Raw genomic sequence first — 13,215 nt, forward strand, 5'->3', positions numbered from 1 at the left:
ATAAAAAGGAAAGAGTTTCTGTTTCTCAACAGACACCCTCATTTTGTTATATGTTATATTTTCTTACATAGAAATATAAAACATTTGCCCTTCTTCAACTTTTTTGATATAATTTGAAAATATCTTGAAAGGAGACATCACATGAAGAAAAAAATTCTAGCTTGTTTGCTTATTTTATTTCCTATTCTTTCACTAGGAATAGTAAAAGCTGATGCTGAGAAAACAAGGTATGTTATCGCCAGTGACTCATCTTTTGCGCCATTTGTTTTCCAGGACTCAAGCAATCAATACACTGGTATCGATATGGATCTAATCAAGGCAATCGCTGAAGACCAAGGTTTTGAAATCGAGATTACTAATCCAGGTTTTGATGCTGCTATTAACGCAGTCCAATCTGGACAAGCAGACGGTATCATTGCAGGTATGTCAGTAACTGATGCTCGTAAGGAAACTTTCGATTTCTCTGATTCTTACTATACAGCAAATACTATTCTTGGTGTTAAAGAATCAAGTACCATTTCTTCTTATGAAGATTTGAACGGTAAGACTGTAGGTGTGAAAAATGGTACTGCTTCACAAACCTTCCTAACAGAGAATCAAAGCAAGTACGGTTACAAGATTAAAACTTTTTCCGATGCTGCATCTATGTATGATAGTTTAAATACCGGTTCAATAGATGCCGTTATGGACGACGAACCTGTTATTAAATACTCTATTAGTCAAGGACAAAAGTTAAAAACACCAATCGCAGGTACTCCAATTGGTGAAACTGCTTTTGCAGTTAAAAAAGGAAGTAATCCAGAATTGCTAGAGAAGTTTAACAAGGGGCTTGCAAACCTTAAAGCAAATGGAGAATTCCAAAAAATCCTGGATAAGTATCTAGCTAGCAATTCTACTACTACAAGTTCAACCGCTGACGAAACAACTATTTGGGGATTATTGAAAAACAACTACAAACAACTTCTCAGCGGACTTGGAATTACCCTCTCATTAGCACTTATTTCATTTGTAATTGCAATTTTCATCGGAATTATCTTTGGTATTTTTAGTGTCAGCCCTTATAAATCACTCCGTTTGATTTCAGAGATTTTCGTTGACGTTATCCGTGGTATTCCATTGATGATTCTTGCTGCTTTCATTTTCTGGGGCATTCCTAACTTTATCGAATCTCTTACAGGTCAACAAAGTCCAATCAACGACTTTGTCGCTGGTACTATCGCACTTTCCCTAAACTCAGCTGCCTACATCGCTGAGATTGTTCGTGGTGGTATCAAGGCTGTTCCTGTTGGGCAAATGGAAGCCAGTCGAAGCCTTGGTATTTCATATGGAAAAACCATGCGTAAGATTGTCTTGCCACAAGCAACCAAGCTCATGCTTCCAAACTTTGTCAACCAATTTGTTATCGCTCTTAAAGATACAACGATCGTATCTGCAATCGGTTTGGTTGAACTTTTCCAAACTGGTAAGATTATCATTGCTCGTAACTACCAAAGTTTCAAAATGTATGCAATTCTCGCAGTCTTCTACCTTGTGATTATCACTCTTCTAACTAGATTAGCGAAACGCTTAGAAAAGAGGATTCAATAATGGCAAAATTAAAAATTGACGTTCATAACTTACATAAACAATATGGTAAAAACAAAGTCCTTAAAGGAATTTCAGCGAAATTCTATGAAGGAGATGTTGTTTGTATCATTGGACCTTCTGGTTCAGGTAAGTCAACTTTCTTGCGTAGCTTAAATCTCCTCGAAGAAGGAACAAAAGGAAGCATCACAGTTAACGGCTATGATTTGACGGATAAAGCGACCAATGTAGACCACGTTCGTGAAAATATCGGAATGGTGTTCCAGCACTTCAATCTCTTTCCACATATGACCGTATTGGAAAATATCACTTTCGCTCCTGTAGAGCACAAGTTAATGACCAAGGCTGAAGCTGAAAAATTAGGAATGGAACTTCTTGAAAAAGTTGGGCTTGCTGACAAGGCCAATGCCAATCCTGAAAGTCTATCCGGTGGTCAAAAACAACGTGTGGCTATTGCCCGCGGTTTAGCAATGAACCCTGATATTATGCTCTTTGACGAGCCAACTTCTGCCCTTGACCCTGAGATGGTTGGTGATGTTCTGAATGTTATGAAAGAGTTGGCTGAACAAGGCATGACCATGATTATCGTAACCCACGAAATGGGATTTGCTCGTAAGGTTGCCAATCGAGTTATCTTTACAGCAGACGGTGAATTCATAGAAGATGGTACACCTGATCAAATCTTTGACAACCCACAACACCCTCGTCTAAAAGAATTTTTGGACAAGGTTCTCAATGCTTAAAAAACTGCAAGGTTTACCTTGCAGTTTTTTTCTCACTTATATTGGGATTTTGGATTTTTTTGAAAATTATGATAAAATAGAAAGTATCAAAATGAGGGTTTCCTCATGCCTAGAATATCTAGGAAAGTAAATAGAAATTAGGTAGCTGGATGTCATCAAAAGTTATTGTTACAATTTTCGGTGCTAGTGGAGACTTGGCTCATCGCAAGCTCTACCCTTCACTTTTTAGACTCTACAAAGAAGGCCATCTTTCAGAGCATTTTGCTGTTATTGGAACTGCTCGTCGCCCATGGAGTAAAGAATATTTTGAATCTGTTGTCGTAGACTCTATTCTTGATTTAGCAGATAGTCCTGAGCAAGCTCAAGAGTTCGCTAGTCACTTCTACTATCAAAGCCATGATGTCAATGATACAGAACACTATATCGAATTACGTAAGCTTCAGGCTGAGTTAAATGAAAAGTATCAAACTGAACACAACAAGCTCTTCTTCCTCTCAATGGCACCACAATTTTTCGGTACCATCGCCAAACACCTCAAGTCTGAGCAAATCGTTGACGGTAAGGGCTTTGAACGTTTGATAGTTGAGAAACCTTTCGGTACAGATTATGAAACTGCAAGCAAACTAAACGAAGAGCTTCTAGCTACTTTTAACGAAGAACAAATCTATCGTATCGATCACTATCTTGGTAAGGAAATGATTCAAAGCATATTTGCCATTCGTTTTGCCAATATGATCTTTGAAAATGTTTGGAATCGGGAACATATTGATAATGTTCAAATTACCTTTGCAGAACGTCTAGGTGTTGAAGAGCGTGGTGGCTACTATGATGAGTCTGGCGCCCTTCGAGACATGGTTCAAAACCACACACTTCAGCTTCTGTCACTCCTTGCTATGGACAAGCCTGCAAGCTTTACAAAGGATGACATTCGCGCAGAGAAAATCAAGGTCTTCAAGAACCTTTACCACCCTACAGATGAGGAACTTAAAGAGCACTTCATCCGTGGCCAATACCGTTCTGGTAAAGTTGATGGAATGAAGTACATTTCTTACCGTAGCGAACCAAATGTCAACCCAGAATCAATGACAGAAACCTTTGCTTCAGGTGCCTTCTTTGTTGAGAGTGACCGTTTCCGTGATGTACCTTTCTTCTTCCGTACAGGTAAACGAATGACTGAAAAGGGAACGCATGTCAATATCGTCTTTAAGCAAATGGATTCAATTTTTGGAGAGCCTCTAGCACCAAATATTTTGACCATCTACATCCAACCGACGGAAGGATTCTCTCTTAGCCTTAACGGTAAAGAAGTTGGAGAAGAGTTCAAACTTGCACATAATTCGCTTGACTACAGAACTGATGCTACAGCTACAGGTGCTTCACCAGATCCTTATGAAAAGCTAATCTACGATGTATTGAATAACGATTCAACTAACTTTAGTCACTGGGAAGAAGTTAGCGCTTCTTGGGAATTGATTGACCGTATCGAGAAGTTGTGGGCTGATAATGGCGCTCCTCTTCATGATTATAAATCAGGTAGCATGGGACCACAAGCCAGCTTTGATCTCCTTGAAAAATACGGTGCCAAATGGACATGGCAACCAGATATCGCCTATCGTAAAGATGGTCGTTTAGAATAATCAAAAACAATCCTGCAAGAATTCTTGCAGGATTTTCTTTTATATTAAACCTTCTAGAAGGCCCTTCATAAAGTTTTCAGAGTTAAACTCACCGATATCATCGATTTTTTCACCAAAACCAATTAGCTTAACAGGGATATTGAGTTCCTCACGGATAGCAAGAACAACACCACCTCGGGCAGTCCCATCAATCTTGGTTAAGACAATCCCTGTAACAGGAGTAATTTTTGAGAATTCTTTAGCTTGTACAAGAGCGTTTTGCCCAGTTGACGCATCAAGAGCTAGGAAGGTTTCATGAGGTGCTTCTGGCACTACGCGTTTGATGATACGACCAATCTTTTCCAATTCTGCCATTAAGTTTTCTTTATTTTGCAGACGGCCTGCTGTATCAATCATGAGAATATCAATACCTTCTGCTACTGCTCGTTCCATCCCATCAAAGACCACACTGGCTGGATCAGCTTTTTCAGGACCTGTTACGACAGGAACATCTACACGGCGACCCCACTCAGCTAACTGGGCAACTGCACCAGCACGGAAGGTATCAGCAGCAACTAGCATAACTTTCTTCCCAGCTTGTTTGTAGCGATGTGCCAATTTACCAATTGAAGTTGTCTTTCCGACACCATTAACACCTACAAAGAGCATGACAGTCAAACCATCTTGAAAATTAATGCTTTCGTTGTAGTTGCCATCCTTCTCATACAACTCCACCAATTTTTCGATGATAACACGACGAAGTGCTTCAGGTTTCTTAGCATTTTCTAACTTGGCTTCATAACGCAATTCTTCCGTAAGATTTGAAGCCACCTGCACACCAACGTCACTCATGATGAGCAGTTCTTCAAGTTCCTCAAAAAAATCTTCATCGACTGAGCGGAAATTTGCAAAGAAAGCATTCAAACGGGCACCAAATCCCGTACGAGTTTTCTTGAGACTACGGTCATATTTTTCTTGTTCAGTCTCTTGGACTTGAGGAGCCTCTTCGATTGCTTGGTTTGCTTCCTCTTCTTCAAAAAACTCTGTTTCTGCTTCGTCAGATTGAGGCTGAACAATTTCTTCCTCGTCACTATCGTTTGAAGAAATCTCTTCAACATGAGTCGATTCCTCTTGAGGACTATCGGCCTCTTGGACTTGATTTAACTCTTCTTCAGAAACCTCAACTTCGTCAACTGATTCGACAATAGTTTCTTCGTCAACCTCTGCTTCAATTAATCCTTCATCATTTTCTTCGACTACGACAGTCCCATCTTGCTCTTTGACTTCGATATTTTCAGATTCCAGCGTCTCAGTTTGCTGGCTATCATCCGTTAAATCAATGTTTTCTAGAGCTTCTTTGACAACATCTTCAATTTTAGGTTCTTCTATTTTTCCAAATAAACGGTCAAATAATCCCATTCTTTAGTTCTCCTTCAGTACATATTTTTCAATTGCCCAGGCGACAGCTTCTTCGTCATTAGTCATTGGTGTTACTACATTTGCAACAGCTTTAACTGCCGGTACAGCATTTTGCATAGCGACACCGAGACCAGCCCACTCAATCATCGAAAGATCATTAGCCTCATCTCCACAAGCCATGACTTGACTTCGTTCAATTCCCAGGTATTCAATCAGTTTAGATAATCCTGTCGCCTTATGAACATTCTTTGGTGACCATTCTAGCAAGAGTTCACGTGATTTAAAAATTTCATATTGATCGAATAATTCTGGTGAAATCTTTTGAATAGCTGCATCCAAAGGTTCCTGAGGAAAGGCAGTCACACATTTATTGTATGTTAGCTGACTGGACAAATCTTCAAAAGCAGTTGGAACAAAAGTTAGAGCCGGGTTAAACTGAGCATATAAACTTTCTTGGTCAGACTGAATCTGGTATACTGTTCCTTCTGAAATTGCATCTAAGGGGATTCCTAATTTTTCAGTTTCTTCATAAATACGTGTCACATCATCAATTGAAAAGACTGTCTTATCAAGAATCTCACCTGTATTTTTCTGAACCAATCCACCGTTGAATGTGATAGTATATTCGTCATCGTGGCCGTCTGTTCCAAGCTCTTTAAGGAAGAAATCCATAGCCTTGAGAGGACGTCCAGTTGTTAGGACTACCTTGACTCCCTGTTCACGCGCAGCCTTTAAAGTTGCCTTGGTACGATCAGTCAATTTCTTGTCTGTCGTCAGCAAGGTTCCATCTAAATCTAGGGCAATTAATTTAATATCTGCCATTATAATCTCTCCATATAAGCGATAACTGACTGGTCCTTATGGTGACCGATAACTGTTTCAGCTAGTTCCAAAATCTCTGGGCGAGCATTTTCAGGTGCGACTGGGTGCCCTACAACTTGCATCATGTGAAGGTCATTGAGATTGTCACCAAAGGCCATCACTTGGTCCATATCCAGATTTAACTTCTTAGCCAATTCGACAATCGCAACTCCCTTGTCCACATAATCAAGAACAATATCAATGGATTCAAAACCTGTCGTCATAGCATTAACACCAGGAACATGTTCATTGACCCAAGCTTCGCCAGCTTCTACTGTCTCTTCTGTAAAGTTAGTTGTGAATTTGAAAATTTCATCGGTGATATCTTCTAGACTAGCTACTTTTTGGATGTTTTCATTGTAATGATGACTAAACATGAGATAGGTTTTATCTACAGTATCCAAAACATAGCAAGCTTTCTTACCTGTCAAGAGCATCTTCTTTTCATCAAAATAAGGTGAAGCCTTTAGCTTTTCAAAAGTTGATAGGTAAAAATCTCTAGGCATGGTTGCTTCATAGAGGTCTTGTCCATGAAAACGAACGAGACTCCCATTTTCGGCGATAAAAATAATCTCATCTTTGACATCCGCAAAATGTTTCTCTAAAGACAAAAGGCCACGTCCTGATGCTACAGCAAAGTAAATTCCTTTTTCTTTATAAGAACGGAGAAGCTTTTTTAAACGCTCCATATCAAATTGGCCAGCTTCATCCAAAAAAGTCCCGTCCATATCAGTTGCGACTAGTTTAATCATAAATCCTATTCTCCAGTTGTAAATCTATCTTCTATTATACCATAGAAAAAGTAAAAAAAGACGTGCTGAATTGACACGTCCTTGTATTCTATAAATCTATCCGTAGAGCCAATTTTGAAGACCAGGCTGATTTGCTTGCCTTCTTTTATATACAACCTCTCAACACTTGTCTACCAAAGGTCTTGATTAAATTCTATTCTGATAATTAATCAGCTATTGCGTAAAAATTATCAATCTTTGGCTGAGATACATTTGTCACAATCATAAATAGCTTATAGTTCTTGACATATAGACTTTTATATGAAAAAATACTTGTTGGAGGCTAATAATATGACTGAAAAAATCAAAAACTGGGTTAACATTTGCGTTTTGAAAAATCAAGAAATTTTATTACTTAATAGAAAGCACGATAATTTTCCTGGCTGGATTCCACCGGGGGGAAAAGTTGAATTCCCTGAAAGTTTTTTTGAAGCTGCATTACGGGAACTCAAGGAAGAGACTGGACTTACCGCATTAAATCTTGAATTAAAAGGAATTTCAGGCTTTACTAATTCAATTGGTAATGAGAGATTTGTCTTCTATGACTTTTTATGTACTCAGTTTACTGGTGAACTAAGCACATCTGATGAAGGTGAGCCAAAATGGTGGAATCTAAAAGAAATCGATAAAATACCAATGCAAGATGAAATAAGAAAAAGGCTACCCCTTTATTTAAGAAAAGGAAGCTTTGAAAGTATTAACTATTGGGATGATAATAAGAAATGCATTAGTGAAAACAAAACAATTTTATTTGACTAATATTCTCTATAGTATAATCAAATGCAAAATTCTCAATTCATTAGTAATTTTTGTATAATTCAGTACTCAATACAATCTGTCTTTAATAACATATAGTTTAATATTTTTCAAAACAAGGGTATCTAATAAAATCATCTACTCTAACAACTTTTTCCTTGTATCTATAGATAGCTAAAAAGCCTTGGAATCATTCCAAGGCTTTCTCTATATTCTATTGCATCAATTTTCTTATTCCGATTTCAGTTGCGACTAGTTTAATCATAAATCCTTCTATTCTCCAGTTGTAAATCTATCTTCTATTATACCATAGAAAAAGTAAATAGCGCCTAATCCATATGAGATTAGACGCTTGATTAAACTTGTAATTTATAAAATATTTATCAATCGAGTGATTGAACTTTCCTACCATCAATCAATTCCAAGTCTTCTTATCCATATTTGGCAAAGAGAGCTTAAACTTAATAATACAGAGTCGAATCACAAAACCGACAATTGAGAGAATGATAAAAGCAGTGATTCTTGGAAAGTGAAGGACAAAGGCCAACCAGTAATAAATAACGCCAATTACAAAAGATAGAAGGGCATAGATGTCCTCTTTTAGAACACTTGGGACTTCATTAATCAAGAGATCTCGGATGATACCTCCGCCAGCACCTGTTAAACAGGCCAAAATCCCTGCAGACATCAAGTTCAATTTACTATCAGCTAAAGCTGTAGCCCCGATTAGAGAGAAGATAATCAATCCAATCGAATCAAATATGAGATAAGCTTCTCTCAGCCACTTATAGAATTTTTTTTCTTGACTAGCATTAGCTTGTTTTGATGTCACAAAGGCATACATAATAACAGCTACAAGGATAGAGACATAAATCGGTCCAGGATCTGCGAGAGCGGAGGGAAAACGACTGATAATAGAATCTCTTAAAATACCCCCGCCTACTGCTGTTACAATTGCCAATAAACTAATTCCAAAAATATCTAAACGTTTACCAAATCCTTTGATGGCTCCTGACGCCGCAAAGGCTATAGTCCCAATATAATTACAGATCATTAGGAATAGATCGAAATCCATATAAGCTCCTCAATTTATTTTTGTAACCTTTCCGACTTCTTGAAGGTTATTCAAAATACTTTAGCTTGAAATGTTATATTGAAAACAAACTAAGCATCCATATTTTCTAAATCTTTTAGTTTAACAGAGACAATCTTAGAAACACCAGATTCTTGCATGGTTACCCCATAAATAGAGTCTGCTGCTGCCATAGTTCCCTTACGGTGGGTAACAACGATAAACTGGCTATCCTTGTCAAATCGGTTAAGATAATCCCCAAAGCGTTTAACGTTAGCTTCATCGAGTGCAGCCTCTACTTCATCCAAAATAACAAATGGAATGGTCTTGACACGAATGATTGAGAAGAGCAAAGCAAGAGCTGACAAAGCCTTCTCTCCACCACTCATGAGGTTGAGAGATTGGATTTTCTTTCCTGGCGGTTGAACAGAGATTTCAACACCCGCTGTCAATAAATCTCCCTCGGTCAGGATTAGGTCCGCTTGACCACCACCAAACATCTGCTTGAAGGTTACTTTGAAGGATTCACGAATAGCTTCAAAGGTTGATTTAAATCGTTCCTTCACTTCGTCATTCATCTCTGTAATGGTTTCAAGAAGTAAGTTTTTAGCAGAAAGAATATCATCTCGTTGAGTATTTAAGAACTCCAAACGTTCATGCACTTCATCAAACTGTTCAATAGCATCCAAATTGACTGGACCAAGTGAACGGATAGATTTTTCTAAATCCTTGACCTCTTGTTCAGCGACAGCCAAATCTTCTAAGGGATTGGCTTGTTCTAAAGCTTCTGTATAGCTAATCTGGTATTCCTCAGTCAGTTGGCCTTGAAGATAGCGAAGGCGGTCCGTAATCTTCTCTTTTGTTGCTTCTGCACGTGTTTGCTTACGAATCCATTCTTCATTTTGCTGACGAGCTTGATCCAAATGACTGGCAATATCATCCAATTGACCTTCAATATCATCCAGTTCAAACTGCTTACGAATGAGTCCTTGTTGAATTTCTTCCTTCTGACTCTTAGCTTCTGTTTCCTGCTTGGTCAAAAGTTCCGTATCAACCTTTTCAAGATTGTCTACCTTTTCTTGGAGAAGGCGTTCGATTTCATCTTGCTCCATATCAAGGTATTCAAGCTCTTTGTTAATCCGTTCAATATCTGCAACTTCATAACGCTTTTGCCCTAACATTTCTGTCTTGCGAAGCCGCTCTCGAGAAAGTTTTTCCTGCAAGTTTTGGTAGCGTTCCTGAATCGCATTTTTATTGGACTTAATTTCTTCAATCTCAGACTCCAGCTTTTGCTTTTCAGTTGCGATGATCGAGAGACGTTCTTGGCATTTTTCTTTTTCAGCTTGCCAATCTCCACCTCTGAGATTGTTTAATTCTTGCTCCTGAAGTTTCAAAAGTGTTTCGAGTTCTTCGACTTGTTGGCAAGTTTGTTGATAAGCCAGATATAAGCCCTGCTCCTCTATTCGAGCTTGCTCTCCTTGAGACTTAATAGTCTCCAAAGTTTGACTGAGGGCTGTCAAGCCTTCTTGAACAGATTTCAGATTTTCTTCCTCTTGACGAAGAAGTTTTTCTTCTTTAGCAATCTCTTTTTGCAACTGTTCTAATTCAGGCTTGATGAAAATACTGTTATTTTGACGATTGGCACCACCAGCATAAGAACCACCTGTTCGCAATTCTGTACCATCGAGGGTCACCATCCGAACTTGATAACGTACCTTACGAGCTGCATCACGCGCATGCTCTACCGTATCAAAGATTGCTGTTGTAGCTAGCAAGTTTTTAAAAATAGCTTCATGCTTGGCATCAAAGGTAACCAATTCATCTGCCATTCCAAGAAAACCTGGACTTGAGGCAATCACATCTTGGTTCTGACTAGAAATGCTACGAGCCTTAATAGTTGTTAAAGGCAGAAAGGTCGCACGACCAGCTCGGTTTCGCTTAAGGAAATCGATAGCCTTAGTCGCAGCCTCTTCATCTTCAACGATGATATGTTGGCTACTTGCCCCGAGGGCAATTTCAAGAGCTGTTTGATAACGAACATCAAAAGTTAAATGTTCACTGACCGCTCCGACAATACCGCCCAGGCGATTTTTTTCTTGTAGAACACTCTTAACACCCGCATAGAAATTACTATGGTTTTTAAGAATGTTTTCCAGACTTTGCGCCTTGGCCTGCTTGTTTTTCAGGCTATCCAAACGATCAAAGAGTTGATTTTGCTGACTTTGATAAGCCTGCTTTTGTTCTTCTTCCTGTTTAGCATGCGTCTGATAGTCAGCAAGCAAGGTCTGTACTTTTTCTTTTGCTGATTTAAGAGCAGTTTCTTGTTCACTTGCCTTAGATTTGGCAGAAGCTAATTGTTCTTTCAAGGACTCCAATTGTTCTTCTTGTTTTTGAGTCTGTTGGCGACTATTTTCAAGGTCATTCTCAATCCGTGTCAACTGGTTAGAGACATCTGCTTCTTCCTGCAAGAAAGCAACAAAGCGCTCACGCAGTTGCTCAATCATCTGATCAGGATCATCAGAAAATGCTTCTAACTCAGCTTCTAAACGATTGAGCTCCTTGGTATTGAGAGCTAGATTTTCTTCTAACTGACTGAGATTTGCTTCTTTTTCTTCCTTCTCTTGAATAAGAGCATTTCTCTTTTCATCCAAACTAGCTAAACGAGCTTGGGCCTCTTGTTGATTGAGAGCAACCTGCTCTGTCTCCAGTTTAGACAAGGCCAATTTCCGTTCTAAATCACTGATTAGAGCAGTCAAATCCATCAAACTAGTTTGATCTTTAGCCATCTCTGCTTGTAAATCTTGTCTCTGCTTCTTAAGAGATTGATTTTCAAGTTCTAGTGACTCGCGTTTTTGATAATAACTAGTCAACAGTTCTTGGACTTGGTTTAATTCTTCTTCTGTTAGATCCAATTCAGCCTTATTGGCTTGAATTTGTGCTACTAAAACATCTAAGTAGATGGCTTTACGCTTACCGTCCAAGTCCATAAATTTACGAGCTGTTGCCGCTTGCTTTTCTAAGGGCTTGATTTGATTGTCTAACTCATAAATGATATCTTCCAAGCGGTCTAAATTGTCTTGAGTTTGTTGCAGTTTACTTTCCGTCTCTTTGCGACGAGTTTTATATTTTAAAACTCCCGCCGCTTCTTCAAAGATAGCACGGCGTTCCTCAGGCTTAGAGTTAAAGATTTCTTCGACCTTCCCTTGGGAAATGATGGAGAAGGAATCGCGTCCAAGTCCAGTATCTAAGAAAAGATCATGAATATCACGAAGACGAACTTTTTTCCCATCAATCTTGTATTCACTATCTCCCGTACGATAGATGTGACGCTCCACCTTGATTTCCTGTCCTGCATCCTTGATGAAACCGTCCTGATTATCTAGAGTAACGACTACAGAAGCATAGTTTAATGGCTTTCTACTTTCTGTTCCTGCAAAGATAACATCAGGCATCTTCCCACCACGAAGACTTTTGACACTTGATTCCCCAAGAGCCCAGCGTAAACTTTCTGTGATGTTAGATTTTCCAGAACCATTAGGTCCTACAACTGCTGTTACTCCTTGGTCAAAAACAACCTTGGTCTTATCAGCAAAGGACTTAAACCCCTGAATCTCAATTTCTTTTAAATACATGAATCCAGTCCTTCCTCAACTGCATTTTTAGCGGCTTCTTGTTCGGCCAATTTTTTAGATCGTCCTTGACCCTTACCTAAACTTTGACCCTCGACAAGGACTTCAACCTCAAACATCTTATCGTGGGCAGGTCCGATCTCTGAAATGACCTGATAACGAATATCAACATCACCATTGACTTGGAGTAATTCTTGGAGGTGAGTCTTGTAGTCTTTAATCATCTCAAAATCACCAGCCTCAACCTTCGGTATCATGACCTGGTAGATAAACTCTTTTACCGTAAGTAGATCCTTATCTAAAAGTAGGGCACCCAAAAAGGCTTCGAAAGCATCTCCCAAGATGGTATCTCGATTACGGCCTCCAGATTTTTCCTCTCCCTTTCCTAGCTTGATAAACTGGTCAAACTGGCAGTCACGGGCAAAACCAGCCAAACTCTCTTCACGTACAATCATTGCACGGAGTTTAGACAGGTCACCTTCTGGTTTTTTAGGATATTTTTGGTACAGATATTCTGAAATTAATAATTGCAGAACAGCGTCTCCTAAAAATTCCAAGCGTTCATTGTGTGAAATTTTTAAGAGGCGGTGCTCATTGGCGTAACTAGTGTGAGTAAAAGCAGTTTCAAGTAATTGTTTATCTGAAAAAACAAGCCCAAAACGTTGCTCTAACACTGATTCTAATTCTCTCATAAGAACCTCTTTCTAAAACATTATAATACACTCCATTATACCAAAAAAAGGT

10 protein-coding genes are annotated in these 13,215 nt (G+C 38.9%); 4 read left to right on the plus strand and 6 right to left on the minus strand.

The features are described 5' to 3' along the window. Positions 1–141 precede the first annotated feature (141 nt). The 3 genes from ACWPUA_RS06140 (at position 142) to zwf (ending at position 3,964) form a co-directional block, all read left to right on the plus strand. Positions 142–1,587, plus strand: coding sequence for an amino acid ABC transporter substrate-binding protein/permease (locus ACWPUA_RS06140; RefSeq protein ID WP_454379837.1), 1,446 nt, complete (start codon positions 142–144; stop codon positions 1,585–1,587). Then, entirely contained in the window at positions 1,587–2,327 is a 741-nt protein-coding gene (locus ACWPUA_RS06145; protein ID WP_036754651.1) for an amino acid ABC transporter ATP-binding protein, read from the plus strand. Before ACWPUA_RS06140 ends, ACWPUA_RS06145 begins: the two co-directional genes overlap by 1 nt. A 149-nt stretch (positions 2,328–2,476) precedes the next feature. After that, positions 2,477–3,964: a glucose-6-phosphate dehydrogenase gene (gene zwf, locus ACWPUA_RS06150; RefSeq protein ID WP_036754648.1), complete on the plus strand. Its 1,488-nt coding sequence runs from the start codon at positions 2,477–2,479 to the stop codon at positions 3,962–3,964. Positions 3,965–4,003: 39 nt separating this feature from the next. Here zwf and ftsY read toward each other — a convergent pair whose 3' ends face one another. The 3 genes from ftsY to ACWPUA_RS06165 are packed head-to-tail and all read right to left on the minus strand — an operon-like array spanning position 4,004 to position 6,975. Next, the gene (gene ftsY, locus ACWPUA_RS06155; protein ID WP_036754644.1) at positions 4,004–5,362 is read right to left on the minus strand and encodes a signal recognition particle-docking protein FtsY; all 1,359 of its coding nucleotides are present in this window, start codon (positions 5,360–5,362) and stop codon (positions 4,004–4,006) included. Positions 5,363–5,365: 3 nt separating this feature from the next. After that, complete coding sequence (locus ACWPUA_RS06160) at positions 5,366–6,184, minus strand: Cof-type HAD-IIB family hydrolase (protein ID WP_036754641.1); 819 nt, start codon at positions 6,182–6,184, stop codon at positions 5,366–5,368. Beyond that, positions 6,184–6,975: a Cof-type HAD-IIB family hydrolase gene (locus tag ACWPUA_RS06165; RefSeq protein ID WP_036754637.1), complete on the minus strand. Its 792-nt coding sequence runs from the start codon at positions 6,973–6,975 to the stop codon at positions 6,184–6,186. Before ACWPUA_RS06165 ends, ACWPUA_RS06160 begins: the two co-directional genes overlap by 1 nt. Before the next feature lie 330 nt (positions 6,976–7,305). On the opposite strand from ACWPUA_RS06165, the gene ACWPUA_RS06170 reads away from it, so the two are divergent. After that, a complete protein-coding gene (locus tag ACWPUA_RS06170; protein ID WP_265485269.1) occupies positions 7,306–7,773 on the plus strand; it encodes an 8-oxo-dGTP diphosphatase in 468 nt (155 codons plus the stop codon). Positions 7,774–8,185: 412 nt separating this feature from the next. Here ACWPUA_RS06170 and ACWPUA_RS06175 read toward each other — a convergent pair whose 3' ends face one another. The 3 genes from ACWPUA_RS06175 to rnc all read right to left on the minus strand — a co-directional run bounded on the left by ACWPUA_RS06175 (position 8,186) and on the right by rnc (position 13,163). Next, the gene (locus ACWPUA_RS06175) at positions 8,186–8,845 is read right to left on the minus strand and encodes a trimeric intracellular cation channel family protein (protein WP_006148259.1); all 660 of its coding nucleotides are present in this window, start codon (positions 8,843–8,845) and stop codon (positions 8,186–8,188) included. Positions 8,846–8,934: 89 nt separating this feature from the next. Further along, positions 8,935–12,474 carry a chromosome segregation protein SMC gene (gene smc / locus ACWPUA_RS06180; protein ID WP_454379841.1) on the minus strand — a complete coding sequence of 1,180 codons (3,540 nt, stop codon included), beginning with the start codon at positions 12,472–12,474 and terminating at the stop codon, positions 8,935–8,937. Continuing rightward, positions 12,465–13,163, minus strand: coding sequence for a ribonuclease III (gene rnc / locus ACWPUA_RS06185; protein WP_454379843.1), 699 nt, complete (start codon positions 13,161–13,163; stop codon positions 12,465–12,467). The genes smc and rnc overlap by 10 nt, the downstream gene beginning before the upstream one ends. Positions 13,164–13,215: the final 52 nt, after the last annotated feature.

It is taken from the genome of Streptococcus sp. Marseille-Q6504 (assembly GCF_965111625.1).

Excerpts from the sequence above, each read along its gene's own strand:
- ACWPUA_RS06140 (WP_454379837.1), top strand. The coding sequence starts at position 142 with ATGAAGAAAAAAATTCTAGCTTGTTTGCTTATTTTATTTCCTATTCTT.
- ACWPUA_RS06145 (WP_036754651.1), top strand. The coding sequence starts at position 1,587 with ATGGCAAAATTAAAAATTGACGTTCATAACTTACATAAACAATATGGT.
- zwf (WP_036754648.1), top strand. The coding sequence starts at position 2,477 with ATGTCATCAAAAGTTATTGTTACAATTTTCGGTGCTAGTGGAGACTTG.
- ftsY (WP_036754644.1), bottom strand. The coding sequence starts at position 5,362 with ATGGGATTATTTGACCGTTTATTTGGAAAAATAGAAGAACCTAAAATT.
- ACWPUA_RS06160 (WP_036754641.1), bottom strand. The coding sequence starts at position 6,184 with ATGGCAGATATTAAATTAATTGCCCTAGATTTAGATGGAACCTTGCTG.
- ACWPUA_RS06165 (WP_036754637.1), bottom strand. The coding sequence starts at position 6,975 with ATGATTAAACTAGTCGCAACTGATATGGACGGGACTTTTTTGGATGAA.
- ACWPUA_RS06170 (WP_265485269.1), top strand. The coding sequence starts at position 7,306 with ATGACTGAAAAAATCAAAAACTGGGTTAACATTTGCGTTTTGAAAAAT.
- ACWPUA_RS06175 (WP_006148259.1), bottom strand. The coding sequence starts at position 8,845 with ATGGATTTCGATCTATTCCTAATGATCTGTAATTATATTGGGACTATA.
- smc (WP_454379841.1), bottom strand. The coding sequence starts at position 12,474 with ATGTATTTAAAAGAAATTGAGATTCAGGGGTTTAAGTCCTTTGCTGAT.
- rnc (WP_454379843.1), bottom strand. The coding sequence starts at position 13,163 with ATGAGAGAATTAGAATCAGTGTTAGAGCAACGTTTTGGGCTTGTTTTT.